The following is a 17,073-nucleotide window of genomic DNA, read 5'->3' as shown; positions in this document are numbered from 1 at the left end:
TGCTGCCTCCGCTGCCAGATCAGGAGCGCGATGTGCTCGCTGAGCGGCTGTCCACCGCGCAGCCCGTTGCAGCGGGTTGCGCCATACGATCCCACTCGGCCATGGCCGATTGCACCTGCGCATGGCGCACCACCCCAAAGCCCTTGATGCGGTCAGCCACCGACAACAGGCTCACGGCCTGATCCAGCGTCTGCGGCGTGAGCGTGGCCGCGCACTGGTCCACCAGCCGCTCAAAGCGGGCCAGCACCGCCCGGTCTTCGCGGCGGTCGGCCGTCCAGCCGAATGGGTCATACCAGCGGTGACGCAGGACCTTGAGCCGGGACAAGCCCGCCATCAGCATCTGCCAGCCCGCGCCGAACGCGTGCTTGGCTGGCCGCCACGTGCCGGCCACCATCCGCCCGCCCCCCAGGCGTCCGAGCCCCGGCGGCGCCAGGTGCCAGACCACGCGGTAGTCGCCCTCGAACTGCGCCTCCAGCTGCCGCTTGAAGGCCGGCGAAGTCAGGAGCCGGGCCACCTCATACTCGTCCTTGTAGGCCATGAGGCGGGCCAATTGCCGCGCTGCCACACGGGTCACCCGGTTGCTGCCCAGCGCGGCCTCGGCCTGCCGCAACGACTCGATGCGGGCGATGTAGCGCGCCGCATAGGCTTCGTCCTGGTACTCGCGCAGCCAGGCAGCATGGCGGCTCAGCACGGTGTCGAGCGGCTCGCTGTCGGGCCGACGCCCGGCCGCCCACTGCACCGTGCGCGTGGGCGCCAGCAGGCGGGCCACCCCCACCGGGTCGTGCGCCACATGCCGTCCCCATTCGAAGGCGGCCAGGTTCTTCTCCACCTGCACGCCATTGAGTTCGATGGCGCGCCGCAACGTGGTGCCCTGCAGCGGCACCCAGCCGCGCTGCCAGGCCAGGCCCAGCATCATTGGGTTGGCATAGATCGCATCACCCAGCATGCGCTCGGCCAGTTGCACCGCATCGACCTTGACTGTGCGGCCCGCACCCACGGCGCCCTCGATCTGGCTCTCGCAGGCGGCACCAGCGAACTGCCAGCCTGCATCCTGCATCAACGCCGCGGTGGGCGTGTGGTGCGTGTTGAGCGCCACATGGGTGCGCCCCTCACACAGCACGGCCTGGGTCTGTGCATGGGCCGCCACGATTGGATCGCAGGCAATCAGCAGATCGGCCTCCGCCATGCCCACCCGCGTGGTATGGATGCCGGCGGGGTCGTCCGCAATCTGCACATGGCTCCAGGTGGCGCCGCCCTTCTGGGCCAGGCCGGCCGCCTCCTGGGTGATGACGCCCTTGCCTTCCATGTGGGCCGCCATGCCGAGCAGCTGGCCAATGGTGATGACGCCCGTGCCCCCGATGCCAGCCACCACGATGCCCCAGGCCTGTGGCGCGGCCGGCACATCGGGATCAGGCAGCGACGGCAGCGCTGCGAGATCCGGCAGCCCGGCCTGCGGCGACGGCGCACGCAAGCGCCCGCCCTCCACCGTGACGAGGCTGGGGCACAGTCCGTTCAGGCAGGAAAAATCCTGGTTGCAGCTGCTCTGGTTGATGCGGCGCTTGCGGCCCAGCGGCGTTTCCACCGGCTCGACGCTGAGGCAGTTGGACTGCACCGCGCAGTCGCCACAGCCCTCGCACACGGCTTCGTTGATGACCACGCGGCGTTGCAGGGCCGGCAGCTTGCCGCGCTTGCGACGCCGCCGCTTCTCGGTGGCGCAGGTCTGCTCGTAGACGATGGCGGTGCAGCCCGGCTCGTCGCGCAGGCTGCGCTGCAGGGCTTCCAGCTCGTCACGGTGGTGCACGGTCACGCCGGGTGCCATGTCCGGCGTGCGGGTGTGGCGCTCGGGGGCGTCGCTCACCACGACGATGCGGCGCACGCCCTCGGCCTGCAACTCACGGGTCATCGCGGCCACGCTGAGCTGCCCGTCGAGCGGCTGGCCGCCTGTCATGGCCACCGCGTCGTTCACCAGAATCTTGTACGTGACGTTGACGTGCGCCGCCACCGACTGCCGAATGGCCAGCAGCCCCGAGTGGAAGTAGGTGCCATCCCCCAGGTTGACAAACACGTGCGGCTCGTCGGTGAACGGCGCCTGCCCCACCCAGCCCACACCCTCGCCGCCCATCTGCGTGACCATGCTGGTCTGCCGGTTCATCCACAGCGCCATGTAGTGGCAGCCGATGCCGGCCATGGCGCGCGAGCCTTCCGGCACGCGGGTGGAGGTGTTGTGCGGGCAGCCACTGCAGAACCACGGCGCACGTTCGGCCGAGGCGCCCTGGGCGGCCAGGGCCTGCTCCTTGGCATCGATCACGCGCAGGCGCTCGGCCATGCGGGCGCGCAGCGCCGGGTCGTGCCCGTCGAGCAGGCCCAGGCGCTCGATGCGCTGGGCCACGGCCCGGGCAATGAGCGCCGGGTTGAGGTCGGCCTTGGCCCGCAGCAACCAGCGCGAGGCCGGGTTGGCCACCGACCACTCGCCCCCGGTGAAGTCGCCCTCGGGTTCGCTGAACTTGCCCAGTACATTGGGGCGCACGTCTTCGCGCCAGTTGTAGAGCTGCTCCTTGAGCTGGTACTCGATGACCTGGCGCTTTTCCTCGATCACCAGGATCTCCTGCAGCCCCGTGGCGAACGCGCGGGTGATGCTGGCTTCCAGCGGCCACACCACGGCCACCTTGTGCACCCGCAGCCCGATGCGCGTGCAGGTGGCATCGTCCAGCCCCAGGTCGAACAGCGCCTGGCGCAGGTCGTTCCAGGCCTTGCCGCTGGCAATCAGGCCCAGCCGGGCGTTCGGGCTGTCGATCACCGTGTGGTTGAGGCGGTTGGCTCGCACGTAGGCCAGGGCCGCGTACCACTTGTGGTCCATCAGCCGGGCTTCCTGCTCCAGGGGCGAGTCGGGCCAGCGGATGTGGACACCCCCTTCCGGCATCGCGAAGTCATCGGGCAGCGCGATCTGCACGCGGTCGGGGTCGACCTGCACGGTGGTGGAGGATTCGACCACTTCCTGGATGGTCTTGAGCGCCGTCCACACCCCTGCGTAGCGGCTCATGGCCAGGGCGTGCAGCCCCAGGTCGAGGATCTCCTGCACGCTGCTGGGGAAAAAGACGGGGAAGCCGCAGGCCTTGAAGACGTGGTCGCTCTGGTGCGCCACCGAGGAACTCTTTGCCACATGGTCATCACCCGCCACAGCCACCACGCCCCCGAGCGGCGCCGTGCCCGCCATGTTGGCGTGCTTGAAGACGTCAACGCTGCGGTCCACGCCCGGGCCCTTGCCGTACCAGATGCCGAAGACGCCGTCGACGTGGTGGGGGCCGGGCCCGAGGTGCAGTTGCTGCGAGCCCCACACGGCCGTGGCCGCCAGCTCTTCGTTCACGCCGGGCTGGAAGACGATGTGGTGGGCCTTGAGGTGCTCGCGCGCCTGCCAGAGGGCCTGGTCGTAGCCCCCCAGGGGCGAGCCCCGGTAGCCACTGATGAAGCCCGCTGTGCGCAGCCCGGCCTGGGCATCGCGCGTGTGCTGCAGCAAGGGCAGGCGCACCAGCGCCTGAATGCCGCTCATGAAAGCGGGGCCGCGCTCAAGGGTGTACTTGTCGTCCAGCGTCAGGGTGGACAGCGCGCGGCGCACATCGGCCGGCAACGGTGCATTCATATCGGGCCTCCCGGGTCAGGAAGATCGTTCACGGGCACACCGCCTTGTGAGCGGGCGCCGCCAGGCAAACCGAAGGACAGCTTCAATGTAGGACGATGGCGCGCTGGCAGACTCGGTACTTTCACGGAGCCAGGCCGGTGTGCGCACGGGGCTTTGTGCGGCGTCGCGGCACCGGGTGCTGGCATGCGTCAAACTCGGCGGTTGCCCGCAACCTGACGGGCGACCACGCCAAACGCACCGACACCCACCATGCAATACCGTCCGCTGGGCCGCACTGGCCTCCAAGTCAGCGTCATCGCGCTGGGCACCATGACCTGGGGCGAACAGAACACCGAGGCCGAAGCCCACGCACAACTCGACGCGGCGCTGGCCGCCGGCGTCAACTTCATCGACACGGCCGAGATGTACCCGGTGCCGCCGCGCGCCGAAACCCAGGGCCGCACCGAGCAGTACATCGGCACCTGGCTGAAGAAGACCGGGCGGCGCCAGGACATCGTGCTGGCCACCAAGGCCACCGGCCCCTCGCGGCAGCCGGGCCGCCCTTCGCACGTGCGCGACGGGCGACTGAACTTCACCCGCGCCAACCTGGAAGAGGCGGTGAACGCCAGCCTGCACCGCCTACAGACCGACCACATCGACCTGTACCAGTTGCACTGGCCCGACCGCACAGCCCCCATCTTCGGCCAGCGCAGCTACGCGCACAGGCCGGATGAGGACACCGTGCCGATTGAAGAAACGCTGGACGCCCTGCAGGGCCTGGTGCAGGCTGGCAAGATCCGGCACTTCGGCGTATCGAACGAGACGCCCTGGGGCCTGAGCCGCTTCCTCACGCTGGCCGATTACAAGGGCCTGCCACGGGCGGCCAGCATCCAGAACGCCTACAGCCTGGTGAACCGGCACTTCGAGCTGGGGCTATCGGAGATCGCACTGCGCGAAGAATGCGGCCTGCTGGCCTACTCGCCGCTGGCCTTCGGCGTGCTGAGCGGCAAGTACCTGAACGGCGCCCGGCCCGAGGGCGCCCGCCTGACGCGGTTCGAGCGTTTCACGCGCTACAACGAGCCGGGCATCACGGCGGCCACCGCGGCGTATGTGGCCCTGTTCCGCGAACATGGGCTGGACCCGGCCCAGGCTGCGCTGGCTTTCGTCAACAGCCGGGATTTCGTCACCGCCAACATCATCGGGGCGACGACGATGGCGCAACTGCAGACCAACATCGCCAGCATCGACCTGGTGCTCTCGCCCGAGGTGCTGGCCGGGATCGAGCAGATCCAGGCACAGTGGCCCAACCCCGCCTGCTGACCGATTGAGCCTGGTCGGCCAGCTTCAGCGGCCGGGCTTCACGCCCAGGCCCAGCCGATCGGGCGACAGATAGGCCTGCCGATAGACCTCGAACGGCATGGAGTCGGCGGCCTCGATCCGGGCCTGTTCGGCGTGCGAAGCCTCGGCTTCGGCAGACAGCTCGCGCAGGCGGCTCTGGCTCAAGGGATGAGCCAGCAAGGCGGCCTGGGCCTGGGCAGACAGCGCCTGCACCAGCGCGACATGGCCTCCCTCCGGCACATCGGCCATGGCCTGCAACACGCGGGCGGAAGGCAGGGTGTCGGGCGCTGCCAGCTGGGCCAGCGCGCCCGCCAGCACACGGGCATGGTCGTCGCCGCCGTTCAAGGCGTCGAGGCGGCGGGCGATCGGCTCGCAGCCACGCAGCACCTCGGCCGCCCAATCCAACAGCACAACTGGCTCGCCGCGCCGGGTCAGGCACAGGCCCGGCTCGCGGCCGCGCGATGCAGTCAGCTGCTGGTTGCGTGCCAGTGCAGCGATCTCCTGCGGCGTGTCGGGCGGGCTGTCGCTCAGCAGGCAGTGCAGCAGGAACATGTCGAGCATCCGCATGGTGTCGGCGTCGATGCCCACCGGCAGGAAGGGCTGCAAGTCCATGCAGCGGACTTCGACGTACTCGACGCCCCGCTCGCGCAAGGCGTGCAAGGGCCGCTCGCCTGGAAAGATCACCCGCTTCGGACGAATGGCGCTGTAGAACTCGTTCTCGATCTGCAGCAGCGAGGTGCTGAGCTGGCGATAGCCGCCCTGCCCGTCCTGGATGCCGATGGCTTCGTAGGCCGGGTAGGGCCTCACCAGCGCGTCGTGCAGCGAGGCCGCATAGCCGTCCAGTCCGTTGTAGCTCACGCACAGCGCGCTCTGCGCGTCGCTCTGGTAGCCCAGCCGCCCCATGCGCAGCGAGGTGGCGTGCGGCAGGCCCAGCGTGTCGCGGCCCAGTGGCTGCAAACCGTGCTCCAGCCCGTCCACAAAGTGGGCGGGCACGGCGGGCGACGCGCCGAACAGCGTCAGCAGCACGAAGGCATGGCGGCGGAAGTTGCGGATCAGGCCGAAGTAGGCGTCACTGTCCAGCCCCGGAAAGGACCAGTTGTAGTGGATGCCGGAAATCGTCTGCATGCGCGGGCCATAGCGGTGCGCCAGACCATGGCGGTACACGGTCTTGGCCCGTCCCACATTCGAGCTGCCGTACTGCCCGATGGGGATGTCGGCGTCGGCTGGCAGCTCGCTGGGCATGCTGGCCGACCACATCTGCTCGCCAGCGGGTTGCAGCACGTGGTGCACGAAGCGATGCACCTCGGTGAGCTCGTCGACGCAGGCCTGCGCGCTGTCATGCACGCCGGTCACCAACTCGAGCTGCGATTCGCTGAAATCCGTGGTGATGTGCGGGTGGGTGAGCGCCGAGCCGAGCGCCTGCGGATGCGGCGTGTGCACCAGCCTGCCCTGTGCATCGGTGCGCAGGCCTTCTTTCTCGACGCCACGGCGCATGCCACGCAGCTGGGCGTCGGTCAGGTCGTGCAGACGGTCCGTCAGGCTGGACAAGGGCGCTCTCCTCAGTGGAATCCGGGCCCGCGAAGTTAACAGAAGCCGGTGAAGCGCGCTTGACGCGGCCGGGCAGCCCTTGAGCCCGGTCAGATCAGGCGCATGTCATCCACGGCCGACGATGGCCGCCAGCGCATCAAGCAAGGTCGACACCTGCTCGGGCGTGCCCACGGTGATCCGCAGGAAATCGGCAATGCGCGGCTTGTCGAACTGGCGCACCAGAATGCGACGCTGCCGCAGCGCAGCCAGCAGCGCCGGCCCGGCATGCGCAGGGTGCCGCGCAAAGACAAAGTTGGCTTGCGAGGGCAAAACCTCGAACCCGAGGTCGACCAGCCCCTGGCTCAGCACCGAACGGGCCGCCATCACTTGGCGCCGCGTCTGCTCGAACCAGGCCTCGTCTTCCAGTGCGGCCACCGCACCGGCCTGCGCCAGGCGATCAAGGGGGTAAGAGTTGAAACAGCCTTTGATGCGCTCCAGCCCTTCGATCAAGGCCGGGTGGCCGATGGCAAAGCCCACGCGCAGCCCCGCCAGCGAGCGCGACTTCGACAGCGTCTGCACCACCAGCAGGTTGGGATAGGCTGGCACGAGCGACACGGCCGACTCGGCACCGAAGTCGACATAGGCCTCGTCGACGACCACGACCGACTTCGGGTGCGCTTCGAGAAGGGCCCGGATCGCGCTCAGTTCCAGCGCGCAGCCGGTAGGGGCGTTCGGGTTGGCGATCACGATGCCGCCATTGGGCTCGACGTAATCCGCCGGGTCCACCGAGAAGTCTGCGCGCAGCGGCACGGGCTGCAAGGCGATGTCGAAGAGCCGCGCGTACACCGGGTAGAAGCTGTAGCCGATGTCCGGCGTGAGCACCGGCCGGCCATGCCGCAACAGCGCGCGGAACACATGGGCCAGCACCTCGTCCGAGCCGTTGCCCACGAACACCTGGCTGGCATCCAGCCCATGCCGCCGGGCCACCGCCTGCTTGAGCGCCGTGGCATCCGGGTCGGGGTAGAGACGCAGGGCGTCGCCGGTGGCATGGCGGATGGCCTCGAGGGCGGCCGGCGAAGGCCCGTACGGGTGCTCGTTGGTGTTGAGCTTGATCAGGCCGGCGATCTGCGGCTGCTCGCCGGGGGTGTAGGGGCTCAGGTCGGCAACGCCCGCGCTCCAGAACGGCGAGACGCCCGACAGGCTGGGGATGGCAACGGTCATGGTGCAAGGGATCAGGACAAGCGCACATGATAGGCCCCGGCCCAAGGGATGCCTGAGCGACAATCTCCCTGCCGTCCCCTCGGAGTTTTTGCTTGATCGTCCGCCCTCGCCCCAATTGGCTGCGCATGCTTTTCGTCTGGCGCGGCTCCATCATCCTGCGCATCCTGCCCCAGCTGATGGTGGTCACCGCCATCTCCATCATCGTCGTGATCTTTCATGGCGAATTGCTGCACTGGAAGGTCACGCTGACCACCGTGCCTTTCTCGCTGGTCGGTGTCGCGCTGGCCATCTTTCTCGGCTTTCGCAACAGCGCCAGCTACGACCGCTACTGGGAAGCACGCAAGCTCTGGGGCAAGCTGCTGGTCGACAGCCGCGGCTTCACACGGCAGCTGATCAGCTCGAACGTGCCCGACGCCCTGCCTCTGGCCCGCGCTGTGGCGGCCTTCGTGCACGGCACACGCCACCACCTGCGTCGCACCGATGCCACCGCCGAGATGCAGCGGCTGCTGCCGCCGGAGGTGTGGCCCATGCTGAGGGACCGCCGCGTGCCGCCCATGCAGGTCCTCGCGTGGCTGGCGGCCCGAGTGGCCTCGCTGCGGGAGCAAGGGCGCATCGACAGCGTGCAGGCGGTGGAGCTGGACCGCAGCCTGGGCGGCCTCAACGAAGCCTTTGGCGGGTGCGAGCGCATTGCCTTCACCCCCCTGCCCTTCACCTACTCGGTGATCCTGCACCGCACGGTGTACCTGTACTGCCTGATGCTGCCCTTCGGGCTGCTGGACGCCATCGGGTTCATGACGCCGCTGATGGTCGCCTTCGTGGCCTACACTTTCTTCGCCATCGAGGCCCTGAGCGACGAGATCGAAGACCCGTTCGGCGTGGAGCCCAACGACCTGCCGCTGCTCGCCCTGTCATCGGGCATCGAGGCCTCGGTGCTGGAGTTGCTGGGCGAGCGCGACCTGCCGCCCGTGGTCGAGCCAGTGGATCACCTGTTGAGCTGACCCCGTCGCGACACGGGCTCAGGCTGCGAGCTTGCGCAGCGCATCCCGGGCCGCGTGCTTGACCTCGTACATGGCCTTGTCTGCGCGGTCCAGCAGCTCTTCGACCGAGCTGGTGCTGCCGGGTGAGTAGATCTGCACCCCGATGCTGGCCGACACGGGGATGTCGTGCCCGTCGATCTCGAGCGGGGCGCTCAGGCGCTCATCCAGCAAGGTGATCAGCTCTTCGTCGATCACCGGGGTGTACAGGCCCTCGAACAGCACCACGAACTCGTCGCCCGCCAGCCGTGCGACCGTGTCGGTCTCGCGCACACTGCTCTGCAGGCGGTTCGCAAACGTGCACAGCACCCGGTCACCCACCTCGTGGCCCAGCGTGTCGTTGATCTGCTTGAAGCCGTCCAGATCCAGAAAGATCACGGCCATGTGGTGCTCGGATCGGTCTGCCCGGGCCATGGCCTTGGGCATCTCCGAGATCAGTTCGCGCCGATTGGGCAGCCCGGTCAGCGGGTCACGCAGCGCCTGCTCTTCCAGGGTGCGCAGCATGGCCTTGCGCTCCGAGATGTCGTGCAGAAATGCGCAGTACAGCGTTCGCCCGTCACAGGGCACCGCACCGAGGCTGACCTCGACCGGCAGCGTGCGGCCATCGCGCGTCAGGGCCGTAAGCTCGACCCGCCGGTTGACCCGGCCGCTGTCCGGTGCCCCGAGGGAAGTGCGCGCCAGGCTGCCGCGGTGTGCAGACCGCAACTCGTGCGGGACGATGGTCTCGTCGATGCGCAGGCCCAGCGCCTCGTCGCGGCGCCACCCGAACAGCTGCTCGGCCTTGCGGTTCCACTCGCAGATCACCCCGTGTTCGTCGATGCAGATGTAGGCGTCGTTGGCATGCTCCAGCACCGCGCGCATCTGGCTTTCGCGGGCGTGCAGCGCGCGGGTGCGCTCGGCCACCTTGTCTTCGAGCGTCTGCCGCAGCGCCTGCAGAGCGAGTTCGGCGGCCTTGCGCGCCTGAATGTCTTCGATGACCGCAATGAAGTGGGTGGGGCGCCCCTGGTCGTCCAACGCCGCAGACACCGACAGGTTGACCCACACCACGTGGCCTTCGGCGTGCATATAGCGCTTCTCGAGCGAATAGGTGCTCTGCTCGCCCTTGCAGACGCGGGCGGCCAGCGCCAGGTCGGTCTCCAGGTCTTCGGGCACGGTGATGTCCTGGAAGGTCATCTCCAGCAGTTGCGACGCGGGGTAGCCGACGATGTCGGCCAGGGTCTGGTTGACCTGCAGCCAACGCCCGTCCAGCGCCACCACGGCCATGCCCACCGCGGCCTGCTCGAACACGCCGCGGAAGCGCGCCTCCGTGCGGGCCAGCGCCGCCCGGGTGGTGCGCGAACTGTGTCTTGCATGGTGGAGCGTCTCGCGCAGGTGGAGTTCCCGGTTCACCAGCGCGGCGAGGTCGCGCAGCATCGCGCGGTCTTCGTCGGTCAATTCGCGGGGTTCGGTGTCCAGCACGCACAGCGAGCCGAGCGCCAGCCCGCTCGACGACGTCACCGGCACCCCGGCGTAGAAGCGGATGTACGGTGCGCCGGTCACCAGCGGGTTGTCGTGGAACCGAGGGTCGGCGTGGGCGTCGTGCACCACGAACTCGTGCTGCCCGTGGATCGCATGGCTGCAGAAGGCCCAGTCCCGCGGGGTCTCGGTGGCGTCCAGCCCGACACGGGATTTGAACCATTGGCGATCCCGGTCGATCAGCGAGAGCGCGCTCATGGGCGTGCCCAGCAGGCGGCTGGCCAGACGCGTGATGCGGTCGAACACCTCTTCCGCGTCGGTATCGAGGATGTTCAGCGAGTCGAGCACCGCCAGGCGGGCGTCTTCGTCCAGAGGAGCACGAGGGGCTTGCATGGGCTTGCCTTGTTCTTTCAGTTCGGGTCAACCGTGGCGTGCGATCGGCAGCACGGCTTCCAGGCTGTCCTGCAGCGCCCCCCAGGACCGGACGGGGGGATTGCCGCCGTGGGCGTTGTTGCCAAACACCAGAATCCGCGACTGCGGTGACTGGCGACGGAAGTGGCGGAGCAGCGCCGGCGAGGCACCCGCAAACGTGTCGTCCATCACGATGACGGCAACGTGCAGCGTGTTCACCAGCAGCGCCGCGTCGGAGAGGCTGGGCGCCGTGGCCAGCAGGCCCGTCGGCTGGGCCGCGCGCCAGCACTGCTCGATGTCATGCTGGCGCGCCGCATCGGACACCAGCATCAGCAAAGTCGGCTGCATCTCAGAGTTCCATCGGCCGCGAGGGCGCCATCACGACCTCGACCCAGGGCGTGCGGCCGGCCAGCACCGGCGCGAGCGCTTCGGTGTCCAGCGGCCTCGCGAAGAAGTAGCCCTGCGCCTGATCGCAGCCCAGCTCCATCAGCACCTGAACCTGGTCGAAGGTCTCCACGCCCTCGGCCACGCAATGCATGCCGAAGCGATGGGCCAGGCTCACCACGGTCGCCACCACATGGCGGGTCCGGTCGTCGGTGCACAGGTCGGCCACGAAGCTGCGGTCGATCTTGATGCAGCTCACCGGCAGTCGACGCATGTAGGCGAGCGACGAATAGCCGGTGCCGAAATCGTCGATCGAGAGCGTCAGCCCCAGGTGGCGCAGCCCTTGCAGCGTGGTCACGGCGGCATCGAAGTCCTCCAGCAGGATGGACTCCGTCAGTTCGATCTCCACCAGGTGGGCTGGCACGCGGTGCCGGGCCAGGGCCGCTTCCACGCGGGCCACCACGTCGGGCCGCTTGAACTGCGCGGCCGAGAAGTTCACCGCCACCGGCAGGGTGTTCAGGTGCCCCTCGCGCCAGCGAGCCAGGCTGCGCAACACGCTCTCCAGCACTCGGTCACCCAGCTCCGCGATCAGCCCGTGGCGCTCGGCCAGCGGAATGAACACGCTGGGCGGGACCGGCTTGCCGTCCGGGCCCGTCCAGCGGCACAGGGCCTCGAGCCCCACCGGCGCGCTCGTGTTCAGACGCACCTTGGGCTGAAAGACCACTTCCAGCCGGCCGGCCACGATGTCCTCGCGCAGCGCGCGCGTCAGGCGTCGCTCGGCTTCGAGCCGCTCGTAATGCTGAACGGCGGTTTCCAGTCCACCCGGCGCCTGCCGTGCAGCCGAGGCCTGCAGCAGCGCATCCGCCGCCCCCAGGTGCAGCACCGCGCCGCCCGCATCCGGCACGCTGTCATTCGCCGAGAGGACGGCCAGTCCGACAGAGACCGACACATCCACCGTGCGGCCGGAATCAAGCTGGTAGCGTGTGGCCACGGCATGGCGCATCTGCTCGGCCATGCGGTGAATCTCTGCACGCGGCGTGTCGCAGCCATCCAGGCCCCCGACCGCCCAGGCGAGTGCAAACTCATCGGAACCGACGCGGCCCACCACGCATTCGGCGCCATGCTGTGCCGCCGCCTGTGTGCACCGGTGCGCAACCTGGCGCAGCAGTCCGTCGCCGCAGTACAGCCCGTGGTGCTCGTTGATGTCGGTGAAGCCGGTGATGTCCAGCGCCATGAAGGCCAGCGGGCCGGCGCTGGCATTCAGCCGCTCGGTCGCCTTGATGAAGGCGCGGCGCCCCAGCACGCCGGTCACGGCATCGACGCCACCGTAATCCTCGCTCTGCGCCTCGGCCAGCTGCGACGAAGACAGCCCGCTGTAGACACCCAGGAAGTGCGTGGTCTCGCCGCCGCCCTCGTTCAATGCCGAAATGCTCAGCCACTCGCGAAAAAGCCGTCCGTCCTTGCGCCGGTTCCAGATCTCGCCCTGCCAGTAGCCCTCCTCCAGCAAGGCCGTCCACATGCGGCGGTAGAAGTCGCTGCTCTGCATCTTCGAATGCATGACCGTGGGGAAGCGACCTCGCAACTCCTCCAGCCCATACCCCGTGGCCTGTTCGAACGCCGGGTTGACATGACAGATGCGTCCCGTCGTGTCGGTGATCAGCATCGGCGACAGCGTGCGATGAAAGGCTTCGTGCAGGAGACGGGGCCCCAGCTCGAAAGCGGGCATCGGCAGCGCGGCCGTCGCGGAATGGGCAGACAACATGAGACCCCTGTGATGGATGGGGCCACTGTAGGAAGACGCGCCCGGCGCCGCTGTCAGGAGTTCTTGACGCGTGCTGTCAGGAAGTGCGGACGGTACCGCACCTGCCGCATCAAACCGTGTCGTCCTTCACGAGTCCGACGCGGATCGCCCACCGCACGAGCGCCGTCACGTCGCTCACGCCGATCTTGGTCATCAGCCGGCTGCGGTAGGTGTCCACCGTCTTGGGCGACAGGTGCAGCGCCTCGCCGATCGCCGCGCTCGACAGGCCATTGACCACCATCGTGGCGATCTGCCGCTCGCGCCCGGAAAGACTGGCGAGCGGGTCCGGGGCCGCATCGGGGGCCGTGGCGCGCAAGGCGATGTCGGCCACGTCATGCGCCAGATGCCGGCGCCCCTGCAGCACCGTCTGGATGGCGGCCAGCACCTCGCGTGCCGAGGAGCCCTTGAGCACATAGCCCGACGCCCCCAGACGCAAGGCCTCGGTGATGTGCTGCGGCTGCGGCGACATGGTGAGCACGATGGTGCGGGCTTCCGGCGCGCGCCGCGGCAGCTCGGCCAGCACCTCCATGCCAGAGTTCGAGCCCAGATGGAGGTCCAGCAGGATCACATCAGGTTGCAACTGCTGGATGTCGGCCCGGGCCGCCCCGGGCTGGTCTGCCTCGCCCACCACCTCGTGGCCGCTGGCCTCCAGCACGGCACGCATGCCGTCGCGCACCAGCGCATGGTCGTCGACCAGATACACACGGCTCACCGCGCTGTCTCCCATTGCAATTCGACCAGGGTGCCGCCTTCCGGCCGGGGCGCAACGGCCAGCGTGCCATGAATGGCCAACGCCCGCTCGCGCATGCCCACAAGCCCGAGGTGACCGGGGCGCCCCATGGCCATGTCTGGCGGCAGCCCGCACCCGTTGTCCGTCACCCGCAGGCACAGCAGGCCGTCGCGGCCCGACAGGGCAATCTGGATGGAAGACGCCCGAGCGTGCTGCAAGGCGTTCACAACCGCCTCGCGGGCAATCATGAAAGCCGCGTACTCGACGTCGGCCGGCCAGCGCTGGCCGGCTTCCTGCAACTCGACGTCGAAGACCAGCCCTGTCCTCGATGTGGCAGGCTGGTGGAGTTGCAGCTCGTTGTCCAGGGCTGCGACCAGCCCCTGGTCTTCCAGCAAGGGCGGGCGCAAGTCAACCAGGGCCTCGCGCACCTCGGACGCGGCCTGCTGGGCCAGGCGGTCGACCTTGCCCAGGCGCTCGGACAACGCCTTGTCGTCCCGCTGCTGCACGGCCAGCGCCTCGCACGACAGCCGCAGTGCCGTGAGCGTCTGGCCCAGGCGATTGTGCAGCAGTTGCGCCAGTCGCCGCGTCGTCGCCCGCTCCTGGTCCATCAGCTGGTGCGTCAGCTCCGACAGCTCGAGCTGGTACTGGATCTGTGCCCGCTCGGCGCGCACGCGCTCGGTCACGTCGCGCAGCATCGCTGTGAGCACCCGCCGCCCCTGCACCGTCGTCTGCGAGATCGACGCATCGAGCACCAGCTCCTGCCCATCGCTGCGCAGCCCCGCCACCCGGCCCGAACCCATGGTGCGCCGGCTGACCTGCGAGGCAGAGAAACGCTGCATGTCCTGCTGGTGCGCCGACCGGACCCGTTCCGGAATCAGCCGGTCCAGCAGTTCGCCCATGATGTCGTCGGCTCGCACGCCGAAGATGCGCTCGGCCGCAGGGTTGAAGAGCACGATCCGGCCCGACTCATCGGTGCTGATGACCGCATCGCTGGAGGCCTGGATCACGGCCGCGAGCGTCTCGGTCTGCTCCAGCAAGCGCTGGTTCGCCTGCCGCTCTGCCGTCAGGTCGCGAACCTGGGTCAGCACTCCCGCACTGCCGCCATCAGCGTCGTGCAGACGCGTCACCGTCCATGCCGCCCAGACCTCCTTGCCGGACAAGGTGTCTGCCCGAGCCTGGAAGTGCCACGCACCCTCCGGAATCGATGCGGCTTCGCGCCATGCGGGGGCATCGGGCGCCCACCGCAACAGTTCGGCAAGCGGTCTGCCCGCCGCATCCGGCGGCCAGTCGAACACGGTAGCCGCCTGTCGGTTCCAGTACACCAGCCGCCCCTCGTCATCGACCAGAAACAGCGGCGCCGGCATCTGGTCCAGCATGCTGCCCAGGCGTTCCGCGTCGGCCAACAGACGCAGCAGCATCTGCTCGCCCGGGCTGTTGGTGCTGGCCGGACGCACCCGCTGGGCCAGCAGGCGCAGCACGTCACGGAAGTGTTCGGCAGGCAAGGCGTCCGGGCGACGCGGCACGTGGGCTGCCACCGCGTCCAGCATGTCGGCATAGGGCCGCGCCAGCCGCCGGGCCAGCACGGCTCCTGCCCCTCCGATGAGCAAGGCCGACAAGGCGCCCCAGAACAACACATAGCGCTGAAGCGACCGGGCCGGCGCGAGGGCAGCCTCCAGGGGCTGCGTGGCGAGCACGCTCCACCCCGAACGCACGCCCAGCGGGGTGTCCCCCACCGCCACATGCGCGACCATGTAGCGATGCCGCCTGTCGTCCTCGACCGAAAGCGCCTCGATCGAAGGGCGACCCGATGGCTGCGGCCAGTATCTGGAAGCGAGCGGTGCGCGGCCCAGCACGATCCTGCCCTCCTGGCCGATGATGGCCAGCTCCATGCTGCGCCGACCATCCGGCGTGCCCAGCACGTCTTCACGCAGCAGCGCGAAGGCCTTCGAGTCAAAATGGCTGGCCAGCACGGCCCACACCCTGCCCTGTGCGTCGCGCACCGGCACGGCCAGGTCGGCCACCTCGTCGGGCACGCCCATCCCCGCGTCCTGCAGCACGGGCTTGAGCACCACCGGCGGGTGGAAGCTGCCAAACCAAGGCCCATCGCGGCCATGCACGAACACGGGTCGGCTCGCAATCGAGCGGCCTTCCAGCAGCCCATCCGAGCCGGCCAGCACACGGCCATCCAGCGCCACCAGACCCAGCCAGACCACGTTGGGGTCCCGCGCCCGGAAATCATCCAGGGCCGCACGCCAGGCCGTCACGCCGCCCTGCGGGGACTGCAACGCCGCGTGGCGTCCCAGCAGATCGATGGCGACCGAGCGGCGCGACAGATCGCGGTTGAGCTCCTCGGCATAGGTCTGCGCCGCCTGGCCGATGCGAAAGCGGGCACGCCGGGTCAGGTCGTCGCCCACAATGCGGTCGACCCCCAGCAGCATGGCCAGCAGCAGTGCCATGGCCACGGCCAGTGGCACCAGCGGCAGCGCCTTGTGCAGATTGAGTCGGTGTGCCGGCATGGGGCGTTGTCAGGCGCCGATCTGGCGCGCGACCACCACCACCTCGATCCGCCAGCGCGGGTCGGCCAACGCAGCCTGCACCGTGGCGCGTGGCGGGCTCTGCCCCGGCGCAACCCAGGCGTCCCACACCGCATTCATGCGGCCGATGTCGGCAATGTCCTTCAAGAAGATCTGCACGCTCACCAGGTGAGCCTTGTCGCTGCCGCACTCGGCCAGCAGGCGGTCGATGTGGCCCAGCACCTCGCGGGTCTGCCCCTCGATGTCGGCCTCGGGGCTCAGCTCGGGCACCTGCCCTGCCAGCCACACGGTACCGCCGGCCATCGCCGCCTCGCTCAGCCGGGCACCCACATGCAGACGCTGCAGACCGCTCATGCCGCGCCCTCCGACTGTGGCGCCAGTCGCGGGTTCAGCGTGTAGGTGCCGGTCAGCGTGGCCTGCGCCAGCACATGGCCCTGCATGGCCTGCCGCACGGCCGCACCGGTCAGGTCACCCTTCACCTCCAGCGTCGGCACATCAAGCGCGAACACCGTGAACACGTAATGGTGGACCAGGCTGTCGTTCCACGGCGGGCACGGGCCGTCATAGCCGAAGTAGGCGCCGGCCATGTCGGCATCCCCCGCAAACCAGCCGGTGTAGTCGTTCAGGCCATGACGCCCAGCACCACCCGATGGCAGCGCCGGCCCCGGCTTGCCGCGCGGCGTCACGCCCTCGCTGTGGCTGCCGGCAGCAATCTCGCGCACGCTGGCGGGCAGATCCACCAGTGTCCAGTGAAAGAAGTCCACACGCGGCAGGTCGGCGGGCACCTCGCGGTCGGGCTGGTTCACGTCGTCGCCCAGGCTGGGCACATCGCGGTCGTGGCAGATCACCACGAAGGACTGCGTGCCTTCCGGCACATCGGACCACGCCAGATGTGGGTTGCGGTTCGGGGCCAGGCGCACCCGCGTGGTGGGGTCGATCACGCAGAAAGCGTACGCGTCAGGGATGCGCGCGCCGTCGGCGAAGCTGTGGCTGAGCAGTTTCATGAGGGTGTCTCCGTTTCG

Annotated in this window: 12 protein-coding genes; 2 read left to right on the top strand and 10 right to left on the bottom strand. The window is 69.0% G+C overall.

Going from position 1 to position 17,073, the window contains the following annotated elements; translation table 11 throughout:
* Window positions 1-19: 19 nt before the first annotated feature.
* Window positions 20-3,637, bottom strand: coding sequence for an indolepyruvate ferredoxin oxidoreductase family protein (locus Q0Z44_RS08655; protein WP_298011785.1), 3,618 nt, complete (start codon window positions 3,635-3,637; stop codon window positions 20-22).
* A 249-nt stretch (window positions 3,638-3,886) separates the two neighbouring features.
* On the opposite strand from Q0Z44_RS08655, the gene Q0Z44_RS08650 reads away from it, so the two are divergent.
* Window positions 3,887-4,936 carry an NADP(H)-dependent aldo-keto reductase gene (locus Q0Z44_RS08650; protein ID WP_298011784.1) on the top strand — a complete coding sequence of 350 codons (1,050 nt, stop codon included), beginning with the start codon at window positions 3,887-3,889 and terminating at the stop codon, window positions 4,934-4,936.
* A gap of 24 nt (window positions 4,937-4,960) precedes the next feature.
* On the opposite strand, the gene gshA is transcribed toward Q0Z44_RS08650, so the two are convergent.
* Together gshA and hisC are read right to left on the bottom strand one after the other, a co-directional pair.
* Window positions 4,961-6,502, bottom strand: a complete 1,542-nt coding sequence (gene gshA / locus Q0Z44_RS08645) for a glutamate--cysteine ligase (RefSeq protein WP_298011783.1) — start codon at window positions 6,500-6,502, stop codon at window positions 4,961-4,963.
* A 105-nt stretch (window positions 6,503-6,607) separates the two neighbouring features.
* Window positions 6,608-7,702: a histidinol-phosphate transaminase gene (gene hisC, locus Q0Z44_RS08640; RefSeq protein WP_298011781.1), complete on the bottom strand. Its 1,095-nt coding sequence runs from the start codon at window positions 7,700-7,702 to the stop codon at window positions 6,608-6,610.
* 92 nt (window positions 7,703-7,794) lie between these two features.
* Here hisC and Q0Z44_RS08635 point away from each other — a divergent pair, with 92 nt between their 5' ends.
* Window positions 7,795-8,700 (top strand): bestrophin family ion channel, encoded by a 906-nt coding sequence (locus tag Q0Z44_RS08635; protein ID WP_298011780.1) that lies wholly within the window; start codon window positions 7,795-7,797, stop codon window positions 8,698-8,700.
* Window positions 8,701-8,718: 18 nt separating this feature from the next.
* Here Q0Z44_RS08635 and Q0Z44_RS08630 read toward each other — a convergent pair whose 3' ends face one another.
* The 7 genes from Q0Z44_RS08630 to Q0Z44_RS08600 form a co-directional block, all read right to left on the bottom strand.
* Window positions 8,719-10,584, bottom strand: a complete 1,866-nt coding sequence (locus Q0Z44_RS08630; RefSeq protein WP_298011779.1) for a PAS domain S-box protein — start codon at window positions 10,582-10,584, stop codon at window positions 8,719-8,721.
* 27 nt (window positions 10,585-10,611) lie between these two features.
* Window positions 10,612-10,950, bottom strand: coding sequence for a hypothetical protein (locus Q0Z44_RS08625; RefSeq protein ID WP_298011778.1), 339 nt, complete (start codon window positions 10,948-10,950; stop codon window positions 10,612-10,614).
* A gap of 1 nt (window position 10,951) precedes the next feature.
* Window positions 10,952-12,748: a GGDEF domain-containing phosphodiesterase gene (locus tag Q0Z44_RS08620; RefSeq protein WP_298011777.1), complete on the bottom strand. Its 1,797-nt coding sequence runs from the start codon at window positions 12,746-12,748 to the stop codon at window positions 10,952-10,954.
* 109 nt (window positions 12,749-12,857) lie between these two features.
* Window positions 12,858-13,499, bottom strand: a complete 642-nt coding sequence (locus Q0Z44_RS08615; protein WP_298011776.1) for a response regulator transcription factor — start codon at window positions 13,497-13,499, stop codon at window positions 12,858-12,860.
* The gene (locus Q0Z44_RS08610) at window positions 13,496-16,033 is read right to left on the bottom strand and encodes a PAS domain S-box protein (RefSeq protein ID WP_298011775.1); all 2,538 of its coding nucleotides are present in this window, start codon (window positions 16,031-16,033) and stop codon (window positions 13,496-13,498) included. Before Q0Z44_RS08610 ends, Q0Z44_RS08615 begins: the two co-directional genes overlap by 4 nt.
* Before the next feature lie 9 nt (window positions 16,034-16,042).
* Entirely contained in the window at window positions 16,043-16,405 is a 363-nt protein-coding gene (locus Q0Z44_RS08605) for a RidA family protein (protein ID WP_298011774.1), read from the bottom strand.
* Window positions 16,402-17,055 carry a YbhB/YbcL family Raf kinase inhibitor-like protein gene (locus tag Q0Z44_RS08600; RefSeq protein ID WP_298011773.1) on the bottom strand — a complete coding sequence of 218 codons (654 nt, stop codon included), beginning with the start codon at window positions 17,053-17,055 and terminating at the stop codon, window positions 16,402-16,404. Before Q0Z44_RS08600 ends, Q0Z44_RS08605 begins: the two co-directional genes overlap by 4 nt.
* Between the last annotated feature and the right edge of the window lie 18 nt (window positions 17,056-17,073).

The sequence above is a fragment of the uncultured Aquabacterium sp. genome (assembly GCF_947366995.1).
Taxonomy (GTDB): Bacteria; Pseudomonadota; Gammaproteobacteria; order Burkholderiales; family Burkholderiaceae_C; genus Aquabacterium.
Note: the sequence above shows the minus strand (reverse complement) of the source record. Positions and strands in the feature narration are given on the sequence as shown.

What these genes read in the sequence shown, in the direction of transcription:
- hisC (WP_298011781.1), bottom strand. Translation starts at nt 7,702, where the DNA reads ATGACCGTTGCCATCCCCAGCCTGTCGGGCGTCTCGCCGTTCTGGAGC.
- Q0Z44_RS08605 (WP_298011774.1), bottom strand. Translation starts at nt 16,405, where the DNA reads ATGAGCGGTCTGCAGCGTCTGCATGTGGGTGCCCGGCTGAGCGAGGCG.
- Q0Z44_RS08600 (WP_298011773.1), bottom strand. Translation starts at nt 17,055, where the DNA reads ATGAAACTGCTCAGCCACAGCTTCGCCGACGGCGCGCGCATCCCTGAC.
- Q0Z44_RS08625 (WP_298011778.1), bottom strand. Translation starts at nt 10,950, where the DNA reads ATGCAGCCGACTTTGCTGATGCTGGTGTCCGATGCGGCGCGCCAGCAT.
- Q0Z44_RS08630 (WP_298011779.1), bottom strand. Translation starts at nt 10,584, where the DNA reads ATGCAAGCCCCTCGTGCTCCTCTGGACGAAGACGCCCGCCTGGCGGTG.
- Q0Z44_RS08655 (WP_298011785.1), bottom strand. Translation starts at nt 3,637, where the DNA reads ATGAATGCACCGTTGCCGGCCGATGTGCGCCGCGCGCTGTCCACCCTG.
- Q0Z44_RS08620 (WP_298011777.1), bottom strand. Translation starts at nt 12,748, where the DNA reads ATGTTGTCTGCCCATTCCGCGACGGCCGCGCTGCCGATGCCCGCTTTC.
- Q0Z44_RS08650 (WP_298011784.1), top strand. Translation starts at nt 3,887, where the DNA reads ATGCAATACCGTCCGCTGGGCCGCACTGGCCTCCAAGTCAGCGTCATC.
- Q0Z44_RS08610 (WP_298011775.1), bottom strand. Translation starts at nt 16,033, where the DNA reads ATGCCGGCACACCGACTCAATCTGCACAAGGCGCTGCCGCTGGTGCCA.